Source organism: Paenibacillus senegalensis JC66 (assembly GCF_000285515.1).
GTDB classification, from domain to species: Bacteria; Bacillota; Bacilli; order Paenibacillales; family NBRC-103111; genus Paenibacillus_L; species Paenibacillus_L senegalensis.
This window is the reverse complement of the sequence record NZ_HE610957.1, coordinates 1,240,991-1,264,996: the sequence shown is the minus strand read 5'-3', so window position 1 is coordinate 1,264,996 and position 24,006 is coordinate 1,240,991. Positions and strand designations below refer to the sequence as shown.

The 24,006-nt window shown below is 49.3% G+C and carries 21 protein-coding genes and 1 pseudogene; 20 read left to right on the top strand and 2 right to left on the bottom strand.

Translation table 11 applies throughout. The features are described from left to right. Positions 1 to 3 precede the first annotated feature (3 nt). From ilvE to PSHG_RS05860, 12 genes are all read left to right on the top strand, one after another. Positions 4 to 882, top strand: a complete 879-nt coding sequence (ilvE, locus tag PSHG_RS05910) for a branched-chain-amino-acid transaminase (protein WP_010270771.1) — start codon at positions 4 to 6, stop codon at positions 880 to 882. 258 nt (positions 883 to 1,140) lie between these two features. After that, positions 1,141 to 3,336, top strand: coding sequence for a LysM peptidoglycan-binding domain-containing protein (locus PSHG_RS31390; RefSeq protein WP_010270769.1), 2,196 nt, complete (start codon positions 1,141 to 1,143; stop codon positions 3,334 to 3,336). Positions 3,337 to 3,423: 87 nt separating this feature from the next. After that, entirely contained in the window at positions 3,424 to 4,119 is a 696-nt protein-coding gene (locus tag PSHG_RS05900; RefSeq protein WP_010270766.1) for a BofC C-terminal domain-containing protein, read from the top strand. A 174-nt stretch (positions 4,120 to 4,293) separates the two neighbouring features. Continuing rightward, on the top strand, positions 4,294 to 4,797 hold the full coding sequence (gene ruvC, locus PSHG_RS05895; RefSeq protein WP_010270764.1) for a crossover junction endodeoxyribonuclease RuvC: 504 nt from the start codon (positions 4,294 to 4,296) through the stop codon (positions 4,795 to 4,797). After that, positions 4,794 to 5,414: a Holliday junction branch migration protein RuvA gene (ruvA, locus tag PSHG_RS05890; RefSeq protein WP_010270761.1), complete on the top strand. Its 621-nt coding sequence runs from the start codon at positions 4,794 to 4,796 to the stop codon at positions 5,412 to 5,414. Before ruvC ends, ruvA begins: the two co-directional genes overlap by 4 nt. A 30-nt stretch (positions 5,415 to 5,444) precedes the next feature. After that, a complete protein-coding gene (gene ruvB / locus PSHG_RS05885; RefSeq protein WP_010270758.1) occupies positions 5,445 to 6,452 on the top strand; it encodes a Holliday junction branch migration DNA helicase RuvB in 1,008 nt (335 codons plus the stop codon). Positions 6,453 to 6,734: 282 nt separating this feature from the next. Then, a complete protein-coding gene (locus PSHG_RS26680; protein ID WP_010270756.1) occupies positions 6,735 to 8,822 on the top strand; it encodes a SpoIID/LytB domain-containing protein in 2,088 nt (695 codons plus the stop codon). Positions 8,823 to 8,828: 6 nt separating this feature from the next. Further along, positions 8,829 to 9,971, top strand: a complete 1,143-nt coding sequence (gene queA / locus PSHG_RS05875; protein ID WP_010270752.1) for a tRNA preQ1(34) S-adenosylmethionine ribosyltransferase-isomerase QueA — start codon at positions 8,829 to 8,831, stop codon at positions 9,969 to 9,971. After that, positions 9,952 to 11,088, top strand: coding sequence for a tRNA guanosine(34) transglycosylase Tgt (tgt, locus tag PSHG_RS05870; RefSeq protein WP_010270749.1), 1,137 nt, complete (start codon positions 9,952 to 9,954; stop codon positions 11,086 to 11,088). The genes queA and tgt overlap by 20 nt, the downstream gene beginning before the upstream one ends. A gap of 72 nt (positions 11,089 to 11,160) precedes the next feature. After that, the gene (gene yajC / locus PSHG_RS05865) at positions 11,161 to 11,472 is read left to right on the top strand and encodes a preprotein translocase subunit YajC (protein ID WP_010270746.1); all 312 of its coding nucleotides are present in this window, start codon (positions 11,161 to 11,163) and stop codon (positions 11,470 to 11,472) included. A 321-nt stretch (positions 11,473 to 11,793) separates the two neighbouring features. Then, positions 11,794 to 11,967, top strand: a complete 174-nt coding sequence (locus PSHG_RS31955) for a matrixin family metalloprotease (protein WP_081505061.1) — start codon at positions 11,794 to 11,796, stop codon at positions 11,965 to 11,967. A gap of 65 nt (positions 11,968 to 12,032) precedes the next feature. After that, positions 12,033 to 12,380, top strand: coding sequence for a hypothetical protein (locus tag PSHG_RS05860; protein WP_010270742.1), 348 nt, complete (start codon positions 12,033 to 12,035; stop codon positions 12,378 to 12,380). Positions 12,381 to 12,476: 96 nt separating this feature from the next. Here the strand turns inward: PSHG_RS05860 and PSHG_RS05855 are convergent, their stop codons facing one another. Then, positions 12,477 to 12,866 (bottom strand): TIGR04086 family membrane protein, encoded by a 390-nt coding sequence (locus PSHG_RS05855; RefSeq protein WP_010270738.1) that lies wholly within the window; start codon positions 12,864 to 12,866, stop codon positions 12,477 to 12,479. Positions 12,867 to 13,053: 187 nt separating this feature from the next. Between PSHG_RS05855 and PSHG_RS05850 the strand changes: the two genes are divergently transcribed. After that, entirely contained in the window at positions 13,054 to 13,959 is a 906-nt protein-coding gene (locus PSHG_RS05850) for a DUF421 domain-containing protein (RefSeq protein ID WP_010270733.1), read from the top strand. Positions 13,960 to 14,038: 79 nt separating this feature from the next. Here the strand turns inward: PSHG_RS05850 and spoVB are convergent, their stop codons facing one another. Then, positions 14,039 to 15,601, bottom strand: coding sequence for a stage V sporulation protein B (gene spoVB, locus PSHG_RS05845; RefSeq protein ID WP_010270730.1), 1,563 nt, complete (start codon positions 15,599 to 15,601; stop codon positions 14,039 to 14,041). 222 nt (positions 15,602 to 15,823) lie between these two features. Between spoVB and PSHG_RS31825 the strand changes: the two genes are divergently transcribed. From PSHG_RS31825 to PSHG_RS31950, 7 genes and pseudogenes are all read left to right on the top strand, one after another. Further along, on the top strand, positions 15,824 to 16,318 hold the full coding sequence (locus PSHG_RS31825; RefSeq protein ID WP_010270726.1) for a post-transcriptional regulator: 495 nt from the start codon (positions 15,824 to 15,826) through the stop codon (positions 16,316 to 16,318). Positions 16,319 to 16,455: 137 nt separating this feature from the next. After that, positions 16,456 to 17,685, top strand: coding sequence for a protein translocase subunit SecD (gene secD, locus PSHG_RS29855; protein WP_010270724.1), 1,230 nt, complete (start codon positions 16,456 to 16,458; stop codon positions 17,683 to 17,685). Next, entirely contained in the window at positions 17,675 to 18,589 is a 915-nt protein-coding gene (gene secF, locus PSHG_RS29850) for a protein translocase subunit SecF (protein WP_010270721.1), read from the top strand. Before secD ends, secF begins: the two co-directional genes overlap by 11 nt. A 90-nt stretch (positions 18,590 to 18,679) precedes the next feature. Beyond that, the gene (locus PSHG_RS05830; protein WP_010270718.1) at positions 18,680 to 19,627 is read left to right on the top strand and encodes a cation diffusion facilitator family transporter; all 948 of its coding nucleotides are present in this window, start codon (positions 18,680 to 18,682) and stop codon (positions 19,625 to 19,627) included. An 81-nt stretch (positions 19,628 to 19,708) separates the two neighbouring features. After that, positions 19,709 to 22,144 (top strand): single-stranded-DNA-specific exonuclease RecJ, encoded by a 2,436-nt coding sequence (recJ, locus tag PSHG_RS05825; RefSeq protein WP_010270714.1) that lies wholly within the window; start codon positions 19,709 to 19,711, stop codon positions 22,142 to 22,144. Between the two features lie 19 nt (positions 22,145 to 22,163). Further along, positions 22,164 to 22,676, top strand: a complete 513-nt coding sequence (locus PSHG_RS05820) for an adenine phosphoribosyltransferase (RefSeq protein ID WP_010270710.1) — start codon at positions 22,164 to 22,166, stop codon at positions 22,674 to 22,676. 1,012 nt (positions 22,677 to 23,688) lie between these two features. Then, positions 23,689 to 23,757, top strand: a pseudogene (locus PSHG_RS31950) (hypothetical protein); the annotation flags it as partial. Positions 23,758 to 24,006: the final 249 nt, after the last annotated feature.

Sequence of the window (24,006 nt, the reverse complement as noted above, 5' to 3'; positions counted from 1 at the left end):
TTAATGGAGCAAACGATTTTTTTAAACGGAAAATATGTCAAAAAGGAAGAAGCGCTTGTTTCCGTATACGATCACGGATTTTTGTACGGTGATGGTATATTTGAAGGGATTCGTGTATATAACGGCAATATTTTCAAGTGCAAGGAGCACCTGGATCGGCTGTATGACTCCGCTAAATCCATTATGCTGAATATTCCGCTTACTTATCAGGAGATGGAGGAAGCTCTTGCCGAAACCGTTCGCAAAAACGGACTAAGGGACGGGTACATACGTCTAGTGGTGTCCCGCGGACCAGGGGACCTTGGCCTTGATCCGCAGAGGGCTCCCCGGGCCAATGTCATTATCATTGTGGAACAGCTTTCCATCTACCCGGAAGAAGCCTATTTGAACGGTTTGAAGACGGTATCGGTTTCTACCCGCCGGAATGTGCCGGATGCTCTTAATCCGAAGATCAAGTCACTTAACTATTTGAACAATATTCTTGTAAAAATTCAGGCCAACCTTGCAGGCGTCGGTGAAGCCATCATGCTGAATTCCCAAGGCTATGTGGCTGAAGGCTCCTCGGATAACATCTTTATCGTCAAGCGTGGAGTTGTCTATACACCTCCTTGCTATTGCGGTGCGCTAGAAGGAATTACCCGAGCGGCAATCATGGAGCTGTGTGAAAAGCTAGGCTATCCTTTGAAGGAAGAGCCGTTTACGCTCCATGACGTTTATGTAGCCGATGAAGTATTCTTTACCGGAACAGCGGCTGAAGTCATCGCTGTGCGTGAAGTGGATGCGAGAATTATTGGCGGAGGCAAGGCCGGCCCGATTACAACCCAGTTGCTAAAGGCCTTCCGTGAAATGGTGGAAGTAGATGGTTTGAAGGTTTATGACTAAATAAATAGTTGCTGCCGCAGCCCTGGAGGGATAAGCCCTTCAGGGCTTTCTTTTGTAAAAAAAGGAGATTTTTTAGCCTAAAGGATGTCAAAAGCCTATTTACTGCATAGAATGTATTGTCATTTCTGGGCACGGCTAGTGCCGGGGGCCTCGCCAGAATAAATAATCCTAACTGTGGGAGCTACCGGATTTCTTATTGCAAGCATCCGGCACTGGGCCAACACGGCTTGCTCCGTAATAAACAAGGAGGTTTTAGGCTTGAGAATCCATATCGTCAAGAAAGGTGATACTCTCTATCAGCTGTCCAAGAAATACAATGTACCTTTGGATAAGCTGATTGAGATGAACCCGCAAATCGCAGATCCCGACAAGCTGGATATTGGCATGAAAGTGAAAGTACCTTCAACGAGTGATTTATCGCCGGTTCCTGTTGACGCCATCGCCCATAAGCATGTGGTTAAACAGGGAGACACTCTTTGGAAGCTTTCCAAACAATGGGGGATTCCGCTGCAAACGATGATTGACGCGAATCCACAGCTCAAGAATCCAAGCATTTTAATGACCGGGCAAGTCATCAACATCCCTAAAGTAAACGAACAGGGTCAGATGATGCACACTTCTTCTTTAGCAGCAAACGTACAGCAGCAAAATGTGCCTCCGCACAAAAAAGATACGGCGCCGATGCCAGAAATGATTTCGGCTCAAGAAGTTGAGGAGAATGTGCAGCCGCTGCAAGAGGAAGTAGTGGAAGAAATTAAGGAAGAGCTTAAGGAAATCAAGGAAGAAAAGATGCCGGAAAAGATTGAGCACGAGCTGAAAGATTTCGGTAAATCCCTTCAACAAAATTTAGAAGAGGGGATTGTTGAGAACATCAAGGAAAACATTCAGGAGCAAGCCAAACAATCTGTGGAGAAGAGTGTTGCCATGAATGAGAATTTGCCAGTATTGCCTGAGATGCAGGCCGCTCCCAAAGAATTGAGTCAAAGCGTCAAGCCCCTGGCTGCAGGCAAGGAGCAGCATACCAGCTCAAGCGCGGCCAGCTATACCGAGCATCCTTTTGAGCAGTACAATGTGCCCGCAACTCAAGCTTATTCTGCTTATCCGAATATGCAATGGGCTCCTCAACCGCAAGTATATTCTCAACAGCAAGTATATTCGTCCAATGTGTCTCCAATGACAGCGAACACATCGATGTATGCAATGAATATGCAAGCACCGGCTAAGAAAAAAGACGATTGCGGCTGCGGTGGGGGCAAGGCCGCTCATCATAAGAGTCCGGGAATGGCAGTACCTTATAGCCAGGGGGGTTACCCTGGACTGGGAGCGTGGACGGATGCCAGCGCCAATGCCTATCCTTCCTTGACTCAGCCTTATTCTGGGGGATGGAGCAACACAGCGGCTAATACATGGATGCCGGAATCCTATGCTGCTGGGTGGGAGAGTGCCAATAGTCAGGCTAATGTGAGCAGCTCTGCGCTCGGCAACATCAGCCCGGGCAGCTTTGCACCATATGCGAACCAGGGAGCAGTGCCATATGCGAACCAGGGAGCAGTGCCATACGCGAACCAGGGAGCAGTGCCCTACGCGAACCAAGGAGCAGTGCCCTACGCGAACCAGGGAGCAGTGCCATACGCGAACCAGGGAGCAGTGCCATATGCGAACCAGGGAGCAGTGCCATATGCGAACCAGGGAGCAGTGCCATATGCGAACCAGGGGGCAGTGCCATATGCGAACCAGGGAGCTATGTTTTATGGTATGGAGCCCTGGCCGGGCGCCCTGCAAGCCCCTGTGAATGCAATGAACATGGCAGCAGGCATGAATACATCTTCCCATTCTTCTTATGCGCCATATTCCGTCAACGCAGCGGCAAATACCCATCTCTCGGGGGGAATGGAAGCAGCTAACGTATCCGGTGAAAAAGCAAAGATCCATCTTTCCGGTACTGCTAATACAGCAGCAAACACTCAGGCAAACAGCCAGCTTAGCCCGATGACTCATGTATCCGGCTTCGGTGGAACGGCAGCGTATGCTAACAGCGCCAACTGGGGGGCGCAACCGGTTATTCCTTACAGTACGCCGATTGGTGGGGAATGGGGGCAATGGAGTCAATGGAGTCAGGCGAATACTGCAGCTAGTCAAGCCAATGTGAATGCAGCAGCCGCTAATAGCTGGGCTAATCCTGCCCCTGGTACTGTCTTCCCGAATGTTCACCAGAACTGGAATCAAAGTGAGTCAAAAGGCGGCAAAGGGCGGGAGGAGGAATTCTCCTTTGCCGACTCCGGTGAGGAAACGGAGGAAGCTCCTGCAACAAACAAAAAGGCAGGCACTAGAAGCAGTAAAAAGAAAACGAAAAACACAGGTAAAAAAACGGGGAAGGCCACCCTGCACTCCGCCAATTCCCGGAGCCGCTCTTCCCGCCGTTCTGAGCGGAACAATCCTTGGATTAACTACTAATCCGAATTAGCTACTAATTGGAGAGATTAACGTATATTCCCTTCTGATCTGGATAAACTAAAAAAAATTCAGAAGAAGGGGATCACGGTGAACATTTCTTTTTCAAGTCTGATGAAGCAGCTCAAGAAGCTACTCAAACAGCAAAAGAAACGTTGGATCTCGCTGGCGGTAATTTTGCTAGTGGCCTCAGCCAGTGTTGCGGCAACGGCCATGTATCTTCACAATGGAATAACTACCGCAGAGGAAGATTTGGCAGTATGGCTGTCTGCTGAGCAAGCGGCACTGGTTCAAGGCCGTTCTCCTGAAGGGGACGGAAATCAGAATCAGACGATTATCGAAACGATTCAAGCTAACGCGCAGTCGATGGACGTTTACTACCAAAGGAATTTCGTATGCGGTGAGGAGCTTGAGCACATCGGGATGCTGACGCCTGAGGAGATCAAGCAGCTAAGCGAGAAAAACCCGCTTGCGGTCATCACGGTAAATGAGCTGGAGCAGCTGTATTTTACCGAAACGGTGAATGACCTTTCCCAGCAGTGTAAAGAAAATGCTTATTTTGGCTTGGATAAGGACGGCAACTTATCCTTGTTTGAAGGACTGCCTGCAGAAGAACAAATCATTAGAACCTTTTTTCAGCTCAACGTCCAGCATTTAAAAAGCAGTTTGCCAAGTGAAACGCTCAATCAGCTGTATGAGGGAATACGGATTATGGATGTAGAAGATTATCACAGTGTGCTTTCCACATTTAGCGATTTTGCTGTACTGGGTGGAAGAATGGAATAGCTGATAACGGGCAAGTCTGACGGCTTTACAGGTTAACTTAAAACAAATGTGAGAAAAGGAATGGAAAACGGAAGCCTCTGTTTTTCATTCCTTTTTGCTGTTCGTCAAGCTCGGCAATATCTGTTATAATGCTAAGGAATACATATGTTCGCTTAATGATGGGAGAGAATTGCATTGCGGGTGATGGGTATTGATCCGGGGATAGCGATCGTCGGATTCGGTTTTATTGACAAGCAGGGGAGCAAGCTGGTGCCGGTTCAGTATGGCAGCATTCAGACGGAAGCCCATACCGATCCGGCTGTAAGACTTAAGCAGGTCTATGAGGCAACTAACGAATTAATTGATAAATATAAGCCGCAAGCGGTGGCGATAGAGAAGCTGTTCTTCAATCGGAATGTCACTACAGCCTTTGCAGTCGGGCAGGCCAGAGGAGTCATTATGCTGGCAGCTGTACAGCATGGCCTTTCAATTGCTGAATATACGCCTCTGCAGGTGAAACAAGCGGTTGTCGGCTACGGTAAGGCGGAGAAGAAGCAGGTTCAGCAGATGGTCAAGATGTTCTTGAACCTGTCAGCTGTGCCGAAGCCGGATGACGTTGCAGATGCTCTGGCGGTTGCTATTTGCCATGCTCATTCCTATGTGCTGGCACATAAAGTAGGCGGGGGTCATAATCAATGATAGATTTTTTAAAAGGGCAGGCCGTCCACGTGGAACCTGATTATATAGTGATGGAGGTTGGCGGAATAGGGTATCGGGTATTCTGTGCAAACCCCTATGCTTTTGCAGTAAACTCCGGAGAGATCGTTACGGTTTACATTCATCATCATGTCAGGGAGGATGCCATCTTGCTGTATGGCTTTAAGTCCAGAGAGGAGCAGGCATTGTTCCGGCATTTGCTTAACGTGAACGGCATAGGACCGCGGGTAGCTCTCGGTATTTTATCGGCAGGACATCCCGAGGCGGTAATCAGCGCTATTCAGCGCGATGATCTGGGATTTCTGACAAAGCTGCCGGGTATCGGCAAGAAAACGGCCCAGCGTATTCTGCTCGATCTTAAAGACAAGCTCGGTGATTTGTCCGAGCGGTCCCAATGGGAAGACGGGGCTGTGCCAACGCTGGTTCAGGAGGGCGATTCGCAGACGAACCTGTCCGAAGCCAAGCAGGCATTGCTTGTCCTGGGCTACTCTGAAGGTGAGATTGAACGGGTGTGGCCTGCGGTCAGCAAGCAGTGCTCGCCGTCGGATTCACCCGATACGATTGTAAAAAAAGCGCTGCAGGCTTTGCTTAAGGTGTAGTGCCCATAGGTCCGGAGAAGGAGGTAAGCAATGGAAGACAGAATAATATCGGCGAATTTAATGATGGAGGACGAAAAGGTGGAGTTCAGCTTGCGTCCCCGCTATTTATCCGAGTACATTGGCCAGTCTCAGGTAAAGGAAAACCTGAAAATTTATATAGAAGCGGCCAAGCAGCGTAAGGAAGCGCTGGATCATGTACTGCTGTATGGGCCCCCGGGACTTGGCAAGACGACGCTATCGACCATCATTGCCAACGAACTTGGCGTTAACATCCGGACCACCTCGGGTCCGGCCATAGAGCGTCCAGGTGATTTGGCTGCGATCCTAACCAATCTGCAGGAAGGCGATGTGCTGTTCATCGATGAAATCCACCGTCTCCATCGCACGGTGGAAGAGGTGCTGTATCCAGCGATGGAGGATTTTGCCCTGGACATTATTATTGGCAAAGGGCCGAGCGCCCGTTCCGTAAGGCTGGATCTTCCTTCATTCACTTTAATCGGAGCCACTACGCGGGCCGGCTTGCTGTCGGCTCCTCTCCGCGACCGGTTTGGCGTAGTCAGTCGGCTGGAATTTTACACGATTGATGAGCTGGCTTATATCGTTACCCGTGCAGCTGAGATTCTTGAGGTAGGCATCGTCGGGGATGCCTCTCTGGAAATCGGCATGCGCTCACGGGGAACGCCCAGAATCGCCAATCGGCTGCTAAAAAGGGTAAGAGATTACGCCCAGGTCAAGGGAGACGGAATCATTACTAAGGAGATTGCCGAGGCGGCTCTGCAGCTATTGCAGGTAGACCCTTTAGGTCTCGATGAAATCGACCATAAGATGCTGCATTCGATTATATCCAGCTTCAAGGGCGGTCCTGTCGGGCTGGATACGATTGCAGCTACCATTGGAGAAGAGAGCCAAACAATAGAAGACGTCTACGAGCCTTATTTAATGCAGATCGGTTTTCTGCAAAGAACACCTAGAGGGAGGATGGTGACCGCTTCCGCCTACCGCCACCTTGGGATGGAGCCGCCCGAATCTGCCTCCTGATGCCTGGCCCTGACCGGGGCGGGTATTTTATTCAATAGGAAAAGCGGCCAGCTGTAGAACCGGTCAGCAACTTTTTCCAGCATGCTGAGTCTAACTAATTGATAGTTACAATACCATTCCACTTAAGCGGCGGGGTGGCTTGGACGATGCACAGGCTGCTTATGTGCTAGTCTACCAGCATTGATCTGCGCTAACGCTCATCCTGGTCGCAGAGTGACAGCAAACGGTAGGCAAAGCTTCTAGCTTGAGATTAAGTCACAGAACAATGCAAAGGAGAATTCTATGCGGTGGGCAACTAAACAACAAAGACCGATCGGGATGTATACAGTGATAGCTGTTTTGCTATGGACAAGCTTCATGATGTTCTGTCAGCAGAGCGCTTCCGCCTCTACCAGGCTGGACAAGATTAGAGTAGCTTTATACATAGAATCAGAAAATTACAAGTCTACCGTTCCGACCATAACCCTGTCAGCACAGCAGCCTATAAACGGCTCATTGCGAAAGGCTTCCGGCGACTCCCTCTGGTGGACGAGCTCACAGGGAAATCAGGTGAAGGCAAGTCTGGACGAATATTTCGCTATTCTTTCAGAGAATACCAGCTACAGTACGGTAAAAGGCTGGCATGATCAATTGCTGAATGCCAAGCATCCTGTACAAATCCATGCGGTTGAGCGGGGAGCGGGGCGCACTTATCAGCTCGTAATTGGGCCATACGCTGATCTAGCCGCCGCCCAGACTCAGGCTCAGGCAGCAGTGAAAGCAGTGCCATCCGCGAGTGGAGGAAGTCCGGTTATACAAGGGCCGTTTCGCATTCAAGCGGGGTCTTACTCGACAGCGGAGGAAGCGCGTTCCCAGTTAACGGCTATCCAGCAAAATGGGATCGCAGCTGATTTAGTGTATCATGAGAATACGTCCGGAAGCTTGGTATTCTCCGTATGGGCAGGAGCGTCCGCTTCACAGGAAAATCTGAATCAAGTGATCAGTCAGTTGGGACAAGCCTTCCCTCAGTTAAACCTGACTCCGGTTGATACGTCAAAGCCCTACCTTGTTGAGAGGCTGGATTATTCCGCCGGGGAACAGTCGCCAGTTTCATACTTGCTGCTTAGCGGGAACGGTGACAAGCTGGTATTAGCTGCCGGAGAGAGCAAGCTGACCGTCGAGCAAAAATCTGGCCGCACCTATCGCGGGATGATGGAGCTGGGCCAATACAATGGTAAGCTGGCGCTCATTAACGAAGTGCCTTTTGAGGAGTATCTTTATTCGGTCGTTAGTGCTGAGATGGGAACAGGCTGGCCTATTGAGGCTTTAAAAGCTCAAGCGGTGGCAGCCAGAAGCTATGCCTTGGAGCGCGGCCTCCGTTACGGAATCGCGCATGTAACCGACAGCACACTGGATCAGGCCTATGACGGGGTAGAGTACGATGATGTCATTCAAGCGGTTGAAGCAACCCGTGGCGAAGTATTAACGGATGGAAGCAAGGTCATCAGCCCGCTATACTCCTCGAATGCCGGAGGGCAAACTGCGGAACCGGAGGAGGTATGGGGCAACCCTTCTTCCGTGTACAGCAGTGTCAGCAGCCCGGATGAAGCCGCGGCAAAAGGCAAGCTGGCATGGTACCGGGTATGGTTATCTTCCGGGAAAGCCGGTTATGTACGTTCCGATCTCTTAACAGAGGTATCGCAAAAAAATAGAGCGGGATTGCCCTACTACGAAGCTAAAGAAGCTTCTGTCAATGTGCGAGCCTTCCCGGATGCCAACAGAGCCGAGGCCGTGGCCAAGCTAGACTTGGGAGAACGGGTCGTTGTTTTTGGCGAAGTGATGGAAAACACAGCCTATGAGTGGATCAGAGGGACCTATAAAGCCTCTGAGCTGCAGCAGATGATGAATAGAAGCTCAGGTCAAGCTGTTTCCGGTCCTGTCTACTCGCTGGAGGTTGCCGAACGGGGGCCTTCCGGACGCGTCACCAGCCTCAAAGCAAACGGGAAGGCAGTGGATATACGTTATCCGGATGCTATTCGTACGCTGCTTGGCAGCCTGCCTAGTACTCTGTTTGAAATTGAAGAGACGGGAAGGTATACTATTATAGGGGCCGATGGAGCCACCCGCTCCTATCCCGAATCCGCTCTGCAGCTGCATGCAGTTGACAGCAGCGGCACATCGCAAATCCGTGAGGATCACTTGTTTATTATGGATGGCTCGGGAGAAGTCCGACTGGCTACACAGGAGCCCGCCTTTGTATTTCATGGCAAAGGCTTCGGCCATGGTCTCGGTATGTCCCAGTGGGGGGCGCGCGGCCTTGCGGAACAGGGATATTCCTATGAGGAGATACTGAAGCACTACTTCCAGGGTGCAACTCTTGTTAAGGACTGAAACAGAATGCAGGTTGAACAATTTGATTACCATTTGCCGGAGGAGCTTATAGCCCAGACCCCGCTAGCGAATCGCACGGAGTCGAGGTTAATGACTCTAGATAAGCATACAGGAAAGACAGAGCACCATTCGTTTTCTTACTTAAAAACATTATTGAAAGCCGGGGATTTACTCGTGGTTAATGATACGCGGGTAATTCCAGCCCGGCTTTTTGGCGTAAAAGCCGATACCCGGGCGAAGGCTGAAGTACTGCTCTTGAAATCGCTCGGAGAGGATCGCTGGGAGGCGCTCCTGCGACCGGCGAAGCGGTTTAAAACCGGCTCTGTGATTGTATTTGGTGAAGCAGACGGCAGTCCGCTTTTAACCGCGCAGGTTGAAGAGGAGGGCGAGATGGGCAGCCGCATTCTGCGGTTCTCTTATAAAGGCATATTCAATGAACTGTTGGACCGGCTCGGAGAGATGCCGCTCCCCCCGTATATTAAGGAGCAGCTTCCAGATAAGGAATGGTATCAGACAGTATATGCCAAGAATGAGGGGTCAGCCGCTGCGCCTACGGCGGGGCTTCATTTCACTACACAGTTTCTGGAGGAGCTGCAGCAGCAGGGTATCCGATTGGCTACCGTTACACTGCACGTTGGATTGGGAACGTTTCGCCCGGTATCCGTGGACAATGTTGAAGAGCATCGAATGCATGAAGAATACTATCACGTCCCTGAAGAGACAGCGCAAGCCATTAACGAAACAAGGAAGCGCGGAGGACGTGTAGTTGCTGTAGGCACGACTACAGCACGTACGCTGGAAACGGCGGCGAGACATGCTCTAAAGAACGAAATAAAACCGCAAACAGCGGGTTCCTTGAACCTGAAGGAAGAGAATCCATCCGATTCTCTTACTATTACCGCCTGTGAAGGCTGGACGAGTATTTTTCTGTACCCGGGGGTTCCCTTTCTTCTAGTGGATGCTCTGCTCACCAATTTTCATCTGCCGAAGTCCACGCTGTTAATGCTGATTAGTGCAATGGCAGGCAGGGAAGCCGTGCTTTCAGCCTATGAGGAAGCCGTAAAATTAAAGTATCGCTTTTTCAGCTTCGGGGACGCTATGTTTATATATGGACAAAAGGATGATGGAAATGGCTGCAGTAACCTATGAATTAATCAAAACTTGCAAACAAACCGGAGCGAGGTTAGGACGTGTCCATACACCGCATGGTACGATCGAAACTCCCGCCTTTATGCCTGTTGGGACCCAGGCAACGGTCAAGACGATGAGTCCGGAAGAGCTCAAGCAAATGGACGCCCATATTATTTTAAGCAACACCTATCATCTTTTCCTCCGGCCTGGACACGAAATTGTTAAGCGGGCCGGCGGGCTGCATACTTTTATGAACTGGGACCGGCCGATTCTGACCGACAGCGGAGGGTTCCAGGTATTCAGTCTTAGCGATATCCGCAAAATCAGCGAAGAGGGAGTGGAATTCCGCTCTCATTTGAACGGGGATAAGCTGTTTCTGTCGCCTGAGAAAGCGATGGAAATTCAGAATGCATTAGGTTCGGATATTATGATGGCCTTCGATGAATGCGCTCCTTATCCCGCTGATCACGCCTATGTGAAAAAATCGCTGGAGAGAACCACTCGTTGGGCAGAGCGCTGTCTGAAAAGTCATGCACGGCCTGACGAGCAGGCATTGTTCGGAATTATTCAGGGAGGCATGTACGAAGATTTGCGCAAACAAAGCGCTGCTGAGTTGACTTCACTCGATTTTCCGGGGTATGCTATTGGTGGGCTTAGTGTAGGAGAGCCCAAGCCTTTAATGTATGAAGTATTAGATTATACAGTTCCACTAATGCCAGCAGCCAAGCCCCGTTATTTGATGGGTGTGGGTTCACCGGATGCGCTGGTTGAAGGGGCTATGCGCGGAGTCGATATGTTCGACTGTGTACTGCCTACCCGGATTGCCCGTAATGGAACGGTGATGACCAGCTCCGGCAGACTTGTCGTTCGCAATGCCAAGCATGCCGAAGATTTTTCACCACTAGATCCGGAATGCGGCTGTTACACCTGCAGGAACTATTCCAAAGCCTATATCCGTCATTTGCTGAAAGCGGATGAAACGTTCGGCATTCGGCTAACGACATACCATAACCTTCACTTTTTGCTGGAGCTTATGCGTAAAGTCAGACAAGCTATTGCTGAGGATCGGCTGCGTGATTTCCGCGATGAATTTTTTGAACAGTATGGTTTGGATGAGAATTCCAGAGGGTTTTAGAAGTAAGGTTTCAGGCGGTTGTCCAGGTCGTTTTTCTTTTCCTATATTCATTAGAAAGGGGTGAAAATAAAAATGACTTATTTGGCAGAAGGTGCTGGAGCTTCTCCGAGCGGCTTGGATTTATTAATTTCTTTATGGCCTATCGGATTGATGTTTCTTGTTCTGTATTTCTTGCTTATCCGTCCTCAGCAGAAGAGACAAAAAACCCGCAACGCGATGCTGAATGCTTTGAAGAAGGGCGACAAAGTCGTCACGATTGGCGGTCTGCACGGGACGATTGTAGAAATTACAGATGATATTGTTGTATTGAGGGTAAACGACGCTTCCAAAATGACTTTCGAACGCTCTGCGGTAAACAGCGTGGTTTCTTCACAGGATGCATAAGTAAGCGGTTGACGCTGTTTAATGCGTCCACCGGATACATAGGCTGAAAAATGCGTAACGGATCTCTTGATAGTTCAAGAGATCCGTTTTTTTTGTTTGTGTAAATAACTGTGGACATGACATGAAAATTTGAAAATAGTAGTAAAGCTCTATCACTATAGTTATAAAGTGCTATTTATGTATATTTTTATGAAATTTATGGTTGAATATGGTAGGGAAGATATATGAAAACCGAAAGAAAACAAAGGAGGTGCTTCATTGGTCGACACTGATAAATAGAGTTGTTGTAGAAGTGCACTTGTTAGTGGTAATACGTTTTATATGGATTCCATGTCGTGGACCGATAAGCAAGGTGTGTTTGCACATGAAATTGGGCATGCTCTAGGTCTAGACCATGTTAATGATACTAAACAAGTTATGAGTACAGCTCTAACTGGGCGTGAAGTATATCTTCCTGGAAGCGATGACATTGCTGGAGCAAACTACTTATATTAAGTTAGGAGGAATTAATTTACAATGCTCAAAAAAGGAACTATTTTGTTTGTTAGGATTGGTGTATTATGTATGTTTGTGTTGTTGGAAATAATGATCCCAATCGTTCAACATCCCCTAATCATGAGGGGAGTGCGGATTGGAACGCTGCTTTTATCATTTGGGATGATGAAACGTATGTTATCAATAGAAGTGATACGGAGGTTGAATATGTAGATGAGATAGAGGGGCAAATAGGAGCTGTTGAAACATATTCAGACGAAGAGGGCGCCGTACCCTATCCCTATCCGAATAAGCACTCGAATTATCTTGAAGAAGGAAACAAACTGTACAAGATCAGGAACATAGAGATAACAGAAGCCATCGCCGCAGAATATGGTGACCAATATATCAAAGCCAAGCGACAAGAATTGTAGTGTCTATGAAATTGTTCCCGCACTACATTTATGGTTAGCGAAAGCTTTGTAGTAAAGGAAGACGGGGGTTACAGCTCTTCCGTCTTCCTTTTTTAGTTATTTTTTCATGTTCACTCCGACTACTCCGCCCAGCGCCCCAAGGAAAAAAGCCGCCACTACAAAAGCAAGCATATTCCAGTCCAAGCCTTTGTCAAAGCCGAGAAAACCGATTACAAAAACAATCACGCTGTAAATGAGTCCAAATAATCCACCGTAATACCAGCCTTTTTCTTCAGCCTTTTTTCCGGCGATCCATCCCCCCAGCAAGAGCGAGAGAGAATGAATGAGGTAAGCGTAGGCAGAAAGCGCATCTTCATTTTGGCTGGTCAGCAAAAGGATGAGGGAGGTAATTACAGCCGCTATGCTCATGACTATAAAAGCGTAAAAAAGGCCGGCCAGAATCGGGGACTGGATGCTAACGCTTCTTACCTTATCTTTAAATTCCACTTTTGCATCTTCCTCCTTCCTTGCAATAAATAAAACTTGAGCTATAACCATTGTATGGGCAAGCTGTGGGGAATAGTACAAGATCCGGGAGCGATTGCCAACAATTCTCTGGCGCTAAACTGAATGGACCCAGGGGTAGCAGGCCAGAATACCAATGAGTTCACAGGATGGAGAAGGAGGATGCGTTTTGGAGGCATGGTCTCTTGTTTTTCGAACCGTATTCGTCTATTTGATCGTTTACCTCGTAATAAGGATCATGGGCAAACGGGAAGTGGGGAAGCTTTCGATCTTTGATCTCGTTATTTCCATTATTATTGCGGAGATTGCGGTGTTTGTTATCGAGGATCTTAACAAGCCGTTAGCGGAAGGGGTTATACCGATAGCGACACTGGTTATTATCCAAATTGGCATCGCGTATATCTCTTTGAAAAGTCAGCGAATCCGCCAGCTGTTAGAGGGCTCTCCGAGCTATATTATTCGCCATGGCAAGCTGGACCGGGAAGAGATGAGGAAGCAGCGTTATAACCTGGATGATTTAATGCTGCAATTAAGACAAAGCCGGGTTACCAACATTGCCGATGTGGAGTTTGCGATTTTGGAAACGACAGGCAAGCTGACGGTGATTGAAAAACGTCCGGATCAAGAGAACGGACAGCATATTGATAGGCAGTCCCATGATCCGGCCAGCTCCTTTAACATCGCGAGCGAGCAAGAGCCTGAGCAGCCGACCGCTGGAGATGGGGCAGCGCAGAAACAGGGACTGGCACCCGTGCAAAAGACCGCCAAGAAAGACCAGCATAAGCCGTCATTATTAATACCCGGTCTGCACAAGGGCCGGAAAACGGCTGACAGCACAGAGGAGTTTGCCAGCGAACTGAGCGAACTGACTCTCGCCAAGAATAAAATCCGTTATGAAGGGCTGCCGCTTCCGCTCATCATGGATGGAAAAGTTCAGGATCATAATTTAGATAAACTGGGCAAAACCCGGTTCTGGCTGAAAAATGAAATTCATGCGCGCGGCGCTCAAGATTTTAAAGAAGTGTTCTTCTGCTCCATTGACCACAAGGGAAGAATTTATTTGGATAAACAGTAACAACGAACGGATAAATCCAAACCGGCTTGTACGGCCAATGATTTATCCGTTTTTTGCATGGGCATGCTGCGGGCCCGGTCTACGTTTTTTTTCTGAACCAGGGAATTCTTCTCAGATCATCCCGGTCGACCATACGGAACATGAAGATGCAGACGATGTAGATGGCCATTCCGAGAATTAGAGAATAGGCAAACCGGGCAAAGGATGGAGTGATCCAATCGGCCTGGATAACGGCATAGGTGCCAAAGCCGGTAATGATCATGGCCACGATAACCTTGAAGAAGTCAGCGCTGTTCATGGAAAACTTGATCAATCGCGAAACGCTGGTCCAGTTAAGAAAAGCTACGAGGATGATATGAACGTTGATGGCCATAATCGCTCCCAAAATGCCAAACTCCGGGTTGGAGGCAAGCACATAAATAAGAGCGAGCTTGATAACGGAGCCAATCAGGGTGTTTCGAAGAGCGATACCCGGTCGGTTCAAGGCCTGCAGCGCGGCTTCCAAAGGAGCCTTCATATAAATAAAAAGCGCAATCGGGGCAAGCATTTTCAGCATAGAGCTGATTTCTGGCTGATTGTACAAGTAAAGACAGATCGGGTCAGCAAGCACGTACATTAATACGGCAAAAGGAGCTCCGCTGACCAGCGCCAGACGCAGCGATTGATGAAGCCGCATATGAATGGTCCGCATATCATTGCGGGCAGCAGCTTCTGACAAAGACGGGATTAGAGAAGCCGATAGGGAAGAGGTAAGCACGCTTGGCAAAAATATGATCGGCAGAATCATTCCCTGCAGCGCTCCAAATTGGGATGTCGCTACAGCGGTGGCAACTCCGGCCGCAGCCAGGCTTTGTACAATGAGTATCGATTCCAGAAACGAAGAGGAGGAGCCTACCAGCCGGCTTCCCGTTACCGGGATAGAAATAGTGAGCAGGCTTTTCAGCGCGCTTTTTCTTCCCTCGCTTTCAGAGCCGATTTTTGCTTTCTGATAAATGTTGTAAGTTTTCCGGTTGCGGACATATTGCAGAAGGAGAATGGCCAATCCTGCCAGTTCACCAATGAGCACCCCGACCATGACGCCTGCCGCAGCATATTCAAGGCCATAGGGCAGCAGCAGATAAGCAAAAATCAGCATCGTGATGATCCGGACAACGGTTTCGGCTATTTGGGACACTGCGGTCGGGATCATATTTTGGCGTCCTTGAAAATACCCGCGGAACACTGAGGAGATGCCAACAATCGGTATGATCGGGCTCATACATAGAAAAGTGTAGTATACTCGTGAATCCGTAAATAAATAAGAGGTGATCCAAGGTGCGCCAACAATACACAAGGCCATCAGGAGCAAACTAATGCAAGTTGTTAGCGCAAGGGAAACGCGAAGGATTCTGCGCGCTTTTTTCTCATTCCCTTGAGATTCCGATTCGGCGACGAGCTTGGCAATAGCAAGTGGAATGCCGCCGGTGGAAATGGTGAGAATGACTCCCAAAAAAGGCCATCCCATCTGATAGAGGCCCACTCCTTCGGCGCCTATTGCGCGCGGCAGTGTAATACGCGGCAGGAACCCGAGGAGGCGGTTGATGATTCCGGCAGCCAGAAGAATCATAGTGCCTTGAATAAACGTTTGTTTGTGTTTGTTCACTGATTTTCCCCTCTTCCTGTAACCGGAGGTTGTCTAGTTCAGTCTATGCTGGACCTGTCCAAGCTCATGCTAGTTATTTAGGAAGGGGCACGGGAAGCAGGAAAAGCCGCCCTGTCCGGAGAATAATAGAAAACGATATAAGCTGAACTTAAAAGGGTGCGCTTTATTATTCGATGAAGATTAGATCAATCTATACAGCAATAGAGAGGGCAGGTGAATAGGATGAGCGACAGTTCCAAGAGTAAACGGGAACAACTGCCTATGACTTCGGAAGGCACAGCCATCGATCCTGAGCTTAGCCGGCAATTGCAGGAAGCCAAATCGATTCTCGATGATATCCAGCAGCAAGCAGGGGAAACGGAAGGGGCAGCCGAACAAAAACAAACCTACAGCAGAGAGAAGGATCAAATCTCATGGAAGGAGCAGGCTCCCACCAGGGAACATTCCTTGGAAACCACACCGATAGCGGAGCAGGGCCACGCAAACCTGGAATGGATTGAGGCAGCGGAGCGGCTGTGCATAATGAAGGCGGAGGAATTTGCCATGTTGGGTTATACTCATGTTACAGCGGACGAGATTTGGGAATGTGTGCGCTCTCGTTATAGAAAGACAGGTCCGCCGGCTTTGCACCAATTGGTGAACGATATTTTGACGTTAAAAGTTCCAGATTTTATGAATTGGATGACAATGCAGGCTTATAAGGGGGCTTCTTTGTAAAATTTCCTCCCTCCCAAGCTTTCTGTCTTGCCGCAGCCTGCCAATCGACAACATTTCTCCAGGTTATGAAAATTGACTCGAAAATTGCTGGTTAGTATAATGGGAATATTGCAAGATGGAAGGGAGACTCTCAGTTTATGAATGGCAGAAAAATGGCTGTGTTTGTTTTGCTTGTTGTACTGATGCTTGGCCTCGTCGGTATAACAACCCCCTCATTGCTCAGCCAAGTGCGCCTGGGACTTGATTTGCGGGGCGGGTTTGAAATATTGTATGTAGCCACGCCAATCGGCGATGGAGAGGTGACTCAGGATGCGCTAAGAGAAACCTCGCGGAATTTGCGCGATAGGGTGGATAAAGAAGGGATCGCCGAGCCGGAGATTACCCCAGAGGGGAATGACCGGATCCGGGTTAGGATTGCCGGCGTAACCGATGAAGCTAAGATTCGGGAGATGCTGCAGACGCCAGCTGTTCTCACCTTCCGCGCACCGGATGGAACCGTGATGCTGGACGGTAACGATTTCACGCCAGGAGGCGCCAGTGTCCAATACGAGAACGGAATTAATCCGATTGTGTCCATCTCGTTGAAGGATTCCAACAAATTCGCGGACGTCACTCGGCAGCTTATTGGACAAACCTTAAGCATTTACCTTGATGATGAGATGGTATCGAATCCAGGTGTTGATCAAGTAATAAATAGTGATAAAGCGATTATTAGAGGATCATTTACTTATGAGGAAGCACGCAATTTGGCTGATACGATAAATCTGGGAGCATTGCCGCTAAACTTAACGGAGAAATATACCCAGAGTGTTGGCGCCACACTTGGTCAGCTTTCATTGGAGCAAACTGTTACAGCAGGTCTTGTGGCCTTTGTCCTCATTCTTGCCTTTATGATTGCGTATTACCGGGTTCCTGGTATTATTGCCTCTATTACTATCGTGGTCTTTACCTGGCTGCTCATTCTGGTCTATGTTTGGATGAATGCGACCTTGACTCTGCCCGGCATTGCCGCTTTTGTACTTGGGGTCGGGATGGCTGTCGATGCGAATATCATCACCTATGAAAGAATCAAGGAAGAACTGCGGAACGGTAAGAGTGTACTATCTTCTTTCCGGGCCGGCTCTAAATCTTCGTTACGGACCATTATGGACGCGAACTTAACCACCATTTTGGCTGGCGGTGTTCTCTACTTTCTTGGTACAGGTGCGATTCAAGGGTTTGCCTTAACTCTTGTTTTAAGTATTATCATCAGCATTTTGACGAACGTGTACCTGTCTCGTCTCCTGCTTGGCTTGCTGATCCGTACAAATGCGGTCGGGAAGAAGTCTTACTACGGAGTAAAGGAGGCGGAAGTTCGTGCGCTTTAATCACAACATCAGCTTGGTGAAGCACCGCAACAAAATTTTCATTATCGCCATTATTTTAACATTGATCGGAGTCGCATCACTAAGCTTGTTTGGACTAAACCGCGGGGTTGACTTCAAATCCGGAACCTCGCTCGATATTATGTCTGCTGTACCTGTTGAGCGTGAGCAGGTTGACAAGATTTTCGCGGAGCTTGGTTATGATATAGCTCCGACTGTAGGAGAAACGATGGTTTCCGCACGTTTTGACCGCGTTTTGAACCAGGATGAAGTGGTTGAAATCGTTACGGCCTTCGAAGAAGTCTACGGTCAGGGCAACATCACGCGTGAAGAAAATACGGTAGATATTGAACTGGCGAGAGAATTGGCGATGAAGGGGATTTATACCGTTCTCATTGCCAGCGTCGGGATAGCCCTATATGTCAGTGTTCGCTTCGAGTGGCGCTTTGCTCTAGCTTCTATCGTCGGTTTATTGCATGCTGCTTTCATTGTTATCACCTTGTTCTCCATTTTCCGCTGGGAAGTGAACCTGCCGTTTATTGCTGCGATGTTGACGGTTGTCGGCTATGCGATCAATGATACGATTGTCGTCTTTGACCGAATTCGCGATAACTTACGCTTCGCCAAGATTAAATCGTTGCAGGATTTGGAAAATCTTGTTAACCGCAGTCTGTGGGAATCGATGGCCCGTTCCATTAATACTGGAATCACAGTGTTGTTTGCGGCGGTTGCTCTCTTGATATTTGGAAGTGAAACAATTCGTTATTTCTCTCTAGCTATAACGCTCGGGCTAATATTAGGGATCTACGCCACTTTATTTATAGCAAGTCCGCTATGGCTGGTGCTTAAACATAAATGGCCGGGAAATACCGTTAAGAAGCAGCCTGTGCCCGCTAAAGAGCAATAAAAGGAGATTAAGCCGCGTGATCATTCCGCGGTTTTTATCTTACTTGTGGATGAGGCACGGCATCCATTCGGTATCGCTGGGGGTGACGCTATGTCCATTCATTCTATACAAAAGGCAGAGCGTGCGGCTTTGTTCCATATTACAGGTTATCTGCTGTTAGCAGGCATTAAAATCTTATTTGCGTATCTATCCGGCAGCTTCGCTCTTTGCAGCTACGGAGTGCTCACAGCAGCAATCGGCTTACGGCAATTGTCTATGCTTTTAAGGCTGCGGGAAGAAACCCCGCGATTGAAGCAAATCTCTATCCAGGGAAGCCGGAAGTATTTTTTACTGGCTGTTGGTGTGTCCGCTCTTCTGCTTGTAGCCGGAATTGAGTTCATCATAACCATATTTAAACAGCTGCATTCCATAGGGGCAGAGACAATGCCTGCGGAGGCTTTAGGATGGTTAGCAGCTGCGATTTTGTTGACAGAGGCCTTGCGCTGGTATCAATCCAAGTCCCGAGCTGCTTTGTTTCCGCAGATGAACAAAATGTTGTCCAAAGAGCGCATCTCCAGCCGGATGGCGTCCTTGTCCGTCCTCATCGGAATAGGAGGGGCTTGGCTCGGTGCCCAGCTTGGCTGGAAGGCTATGGCCTATGCGGATGCTGCTGGAGCTGCTCTCATCTCCCTGCTGGTGGTCCGCGCGGGCTACCTCATTCTGCTGGAGTCGAGAGTTCGCGTCATGGGTGAGGTTCTGGAGCCGGAAGATAAAGCTGACTTGATACGCAACGTACAGAGAGTTAAAGGGGTCATTGCCGTGGACGGAATTACCCTCCACGAGCAGGGATATTTCATATTGGTAGATATCAAAATCAGCGTGAACCCGTCCATTTCCGTGCAGGATGGCCAGGAAATTGCCAAGATGGTCAAGCATCATCTGCTGAAGAGGTTCATGCATATTTCGGATGTTCTCGTTTCCGTCCAGCCCTACGACGGGGGCTATCCTTATAGTAGACAAGATAATCGGGATTCGGGACAGCTCCCGATTGTTCATTAAGAATCTATTGGCGGTTTAATAATAGGGTACAGGTAGTACCGATCAAGGTTTCTATTAGAGGAAAGGGGCAGGTGGTCTGCAATGCTTGCACCTAAAGCAAGGTGGATTATTCATGAAACTCGCAAGCAGCATATTGAAGCATTAACGAGTCAGCTGGGCATTTCTCCACTGCTAGCCGGTTTATTGGTTGCCAGAGGCTTGACGGATGCTCAAGATGCCGAACGTTTTTTAAATGCGGGAATCGCGCATCTGGAGAATCCTTTTCTCATGGACGGGATGGAGCTGGCCGTTCAGCGTATTCGTCAAGCCTTGGATCGGGGTCAGAAAATTAGAATTTATGGTGATTACGATGCTGACGGCATCAGCAGCACTTCCCTGATGATTGCCTTGATGAAGCGGCTTGAGGCAAATTTTGACTACTACATACCACACAGGGTCCGCGAGGGGTATGGTCTGAACCGGGACGCCTTGGATCACGCTGTAACTAACGGCGTTGAACTGTTGATCACAGTCGATACCGGCATCAGTGCTTATCCAGAAATCGAATATGCCAACTCGATCGGTTTGGATACCATCATTACTGATCACCATGAGCCGCCGGAGGTTCTGCCCCCGGCGTTAGCTATTCTCAACCCGAAAAAACCGGGCTGTCCGTATCCATGCAAGCATCTGGCTGGGGTGGGCGTTGCCTTCAAGCTAGCCCAGGCACTGCTTGGCGGATGCCCTGAAGAGCTGCTCGAGTTTGTAGCGCTGGGTACGATTGCCGATTTGATGCCGCTTACCGGGGAAAACCGGCCGCTGGTCAAGCTCGGTCTGGAAAGGCTGCGCTCTACAGCGAACCGGGGCTTCCTCGCTTTAATGGATGCTTCGGGGGTAAAGAAGGAGGAAGTCAGCTCAGGGCATGTCGGCTTTTCCCTGGCGCCGAGAATAAACGCAAGCGGGCGCCTGGAAAGTGCTGACTTAGCAGTACGCCTCTTGACTACGGAGGATCCGGATGAGGCCCGCGAGCTTGCCCTGCATCTGGATATTCTCAATAAAGAGCGGCAGGCTATTGTCGAGACGATAACTACGGAAGCCATAACCCAAGTCCAGGCGGATAAAGAAGCCGAGGCTGGACTTGCACGGGTTCTGATCGCTGCCGAGGCGGATTGGAATGTGGGGGTAATCGGCATTGTTGCATCTAAGCTGCTGGAAACCTATTACCGCCCGGCCTTCGTTTTTGGCATAGACCCGCAAACGGGCATAGCCAAAGGCTCAGCCAGGTCGATCCCCGGCTTTGATCTGTATAAGGCGCTTACCGAGTGCTCCGATCTGCTGGATCATTATGGCGGGCATCAGGGGGCTGCCGGCATGTCGCTTCACAGGGAGAAGCTGCCCGAGCTGAAAAGCCGGCTGCTCAGCCTGGCCAATGAGTGGCTGCAGGAACGAGACTTAATCCCCGTTGTAGAAGCCGATATAGTATGCGGCCTGGAAGAGGCAACGCTTGAGAGCATCGCCCAATTGGATCGGCTGGCGCCATTCGGAGCAGGAAATCCGTCACCCAAGGTAATACTGGAGAAGCTTGTGCTCGCTGATAAGAAACTGATGGGCAGAGACAAGCAGCACCTTAAATTAACGTTAGGCGCGGACCCGGCCGCTGCTATGCCAAGAAATATTGAGGCAATTGGCTTCGGTCAAAGCCGGTTGTATGATTGGATGGCTTCCGGGGCGAAGGTGGATGTTCTCGGGGAGCTTTCGATCAATGAATGGAATGGAAGCCGCAAGCCCCAGTTGATTTTGCGCGATGTGCGAATCACCGAGCCTCAATTTTTCGATTGGCGGGGTATGGGACACCGCATGATTAAGGAGCTGCAAACGGTATGCAGCCCGGTTGAAGATGCACCCCCGATACGGGATGCCGCAGCTGGGGTCCTGGTATTCTCCGATCAGGAGGCGGAAGAGCTGCCGGACTATTTAAGGCAATCCAGCTCGATATGGCAGGTGACTTCCGCTGGACAATTGTTGGCTATACATAATCCGGCCAGTGAAGAGTTTGCCCAGGTTACAGATCTGATCATTTGGACGCTTCCTCCGCAGCCGCAAAGATTGGAGCAAGCGTTGAAGCAGGCCCACAGGACGCAGCGAATTTATGCGGTTTGGGACGGGACGAAGAACGATGGGCCGATTTTCTCTACACTGCCCGGCAGGGAAAAGTTTAAGCAGGTGTACGGAGCGATGGTGCAGCAAAATAAGGATGCGCTGGAAAAGGATGCTTTTGTGCATTATGTGGCAAGGAAATCGGGGTTGCCCCCGAGCTCGATTCAGTTTATCATGAAAGTGTTTGAAGAGCTTTCCTTTGTGGAACTGGATGGAACCGGCTATCGATGCGTTCCTTCTCCGCCTAAGCGGGAGCTAAGCGAATCGCCGTCTTACCGGATGCAATTGGAATACAAGCTGGCGGAAGATTTATTTCTATACTCATCCGTCAAGGAGCTGTCTCATTGGATTATATCCAGACTTCCTGTCAGACTAAATTAATAAGTAACGGAGGACCCTAATGAATTTCAAAGAACATATCCGCGTCATTCCGGACTTCCCACAGCCGGGCATTCGATTTAAAGATATCACGACACTGCTTAAGCAGGGCGGGGTTTACCATGAAGCGATCGATGCGTTGAAGGAAAGAGTGAGCCATCTGGAGATTGACTATATTGCCGGTCCGGAGGCCAGGGGCTTTGTCATCGGCGCTCCGTTGGCCTACGCGCTGGGCGTTGGCTTCATCCCAATTCGCAAGAGCGGCAAGCTCCCCGGAGAATGTGTAGAAGCGGATTACGATCTGGAATACGGCAAAGATAAGCTAGCCATGCATAAAGACGCTATCCAGCCCGGCGACCGGGTCCTCATTGCTGATGATTTGCTTGCTACAGGCGGTACGCTGGCTACAACGATTGAGCTGATTCGTAAGCTGGGAGGGGAAGTGGTAGGAGCTGCTTTTTTGATCGAGCTGTCCTATCTTGACGGTCGCAGCAAGCTGGGCAATGTAGAAGCATACTCGCTTATGGAATACTAAGAAGACCCTGAGATTCGCATTGTTCATAAAACGCGGTAAATATAGAAGCAAAGGCTGTCCGAAAAGAAGCTTTCTTGTGCGACACCTTAAAAAGTCAACGGGGCAGTCCAAAAAGTGGCCGTTCAGCCCGATAGCTAGAATAAGCAGCCCCTAAGCAGCGGACCCGTGGCCAGCGGACACGAGGCGAATTGTACGCGAAAAACCGCATATATTCGCTGCAGTAGCGGGTGAGGCGAATTGTATGCGAGTGTATGCGAAAGTGTATGCGAGAGTGTATGCGAAAACAGTCATGCCATTGAATTCTCAGGCACAAGCGCAGCATGAAAATAGCCAAAGCTGGCCGGGGTTGGAGAGCTGCGCGGGCATGTTGCCTGCGTTTTGTACGAAATGTCGTACAAATGCATGGAGTTGAAGGGCGAATACCGGTGATTTGTATGAAACGTCGTACAAATTCAGGGGATTGAAGCACAATTACCCAAGATTTGTATGACAAATCGTACAAATGCGGGGGTTTCAGGAGGTGCAGCCAGTATTTTAGATAAAATTTCGTAGCAAGTTATGGGATTAAGGCCGATACCCGAGATTGCTATCATGCGGGGAGTATACGCGGGGGTTATTTTCACAGCAAAACCCAGCATCCATCAGCGACCTACAGATACGCGCTGCTTCATTCCACATATGGAGTGTTTGGCCGCATCTTCGTTACCCATGCCTAAATCCGTGATTGCCGATGCGGGCTATGGCAGTGAGGAAAACTACTTGTATGCGGCGGGCGAAGAAAAACAGCCGCGATTTGATTTTCTCATCCCCTACGGCAACTATTTGAAGAAGAAAACCCGACGATACCAGAAGGACATCCAGCATGCCTCCAACTTGACGTATGAAGACCAGGATGATCGCTTTGTTTGCCCGAATGGCCGTAACGTTCGCTTCAAGAAATACCAGACGAAAAAGATGGCTTCTGGCCTAGAGCAAAGCTTCAAAATCTATCTGCGATCTATGCTCGGCGTAAGTGGAGGTAGAGAGCGTGTTCGGTCACCTCAAGGGCAGCCGGTCGTTCCGACGGTTCTCTTTACGGGGGCTGAACAAGGTTCACGTCGAGTTTGGGATTGTGGCATTAGCCCACAATCTATTGAAAGTGGCAGGTATCCGCCTGACTACTTTCCGGGAAAATAGACAAACAAAAAAATGGACGGAAAACATTACGGTTTTCCGTCCATTTATTTTGGGGACTTATTGGACAGCCCCTTGCTTTTTTCTTCAGCCTATAGAGCATATAAAGATTTCAGGGCCCCCGCTAACCCCCGCTAAGCACCACCTGAATAAGCTG

What these genes read in the sequence shown, in the direction of transcription:
- PSHG_RS31955 (WP_081505061.1), top strand. Translation starts at nt 11,794, where the DNA reads ATGGATTCCATGTCGTGGACCGATAAGCAAGGTGTGTTTGCACATGAA.
- PSHG_RS05830 (WP_010270718.1), top strand. Translation starts at nt 18,680, where the DNA reads ATGTCCATTCATTCTATACAAAAGGCAGAGCGTGCGGCTTTGTTCCAT.
- yajC (WP_010270746.1), top strand. Translation starts at nt 11,161, where the DNA reads ATGACTTATTTGGCAGAAGGTGCTGGAGCTTCTCCGAGCGGCTTGGAT.
- tgt (WP_010270749.1), top strand. Translation starts at nt 9,952, where the DNA reads ATGGCTGCAGTAACCTATGAATTAATCAAAACTTGCAAACAAACCGGA.
- ilvE (WP_010270771.1), top strand. Translation starts at nt 4, where the DNA reads ATGGAGCAAACGATTTTTTTAAACGGAAAATATGTCAAAAAGGAAGAA.
- recJ (WP_010270714.1), top strand. Translation starts at nt 19,709, where the DNA reads ATGCTTGCACCTAAAGCAAGGTGGATTATTCATGAAACTCGCAAGCAG.
- ruvA (WP_010270761.1), top strand. Translation starts at nt 4,794, where the DNA reads ATGATAGATTTTTTAAAAGGGCAGGCCGTCCACGTGGAACCTGATTAT.
- PSHG_RS31825 (WP_010270726.1), top strand. Translation starts at nt 15,824, where the DNA reads ATGAGCGACAGTTCCAAGAGTAAACGGGAACAACTGCCTATGACTTCG.
- ruvB (WP_010270758.1), top strand. Translation starts at nt 5,445, where the DNA reads ATGGAAGACAGAATAATATCGGCGAATTTAATGATGGAGGACGAAAAG.
- secD (WP_010270724.1), top strand. Translation starts at nt 16,456, where the DNA reads ATGAATGGCAGAAAAATGGCTGTGTTTGTTTTGCTTGTTGTACTGATG.
- PSHG_RS26680 (WP_010270756.1), top strand. Translation starts at nt 6,735, where the DNA reads ATGCGGTGGGCAACTAAACAACAAAGACCGATCGGGATGTATACAGTG.
- queA (WP_010270752.1), top strand. Translation starts at nt 8,829, where the DNA reads ATGCAGGTTGAACAATTTGATTACCATTTGCCGGAGGAGCTTATAGCC.
- PSHG_RS05860 (WP_010270742.1), top strand. Translation starts at nt 12,033, where the DNA reads ATGTATGTTTGTGTTGTTGGAAATAATGATCCCAATCGTTCAACATCC.
- PSHG_RS05820 (WP_010270710.1), top strand. Translation starts at nt 22,164, where the DNA reads ATGAATTTCAAAGAACATATCCGCGTCATTCCGGACTTCCCACAGCCG.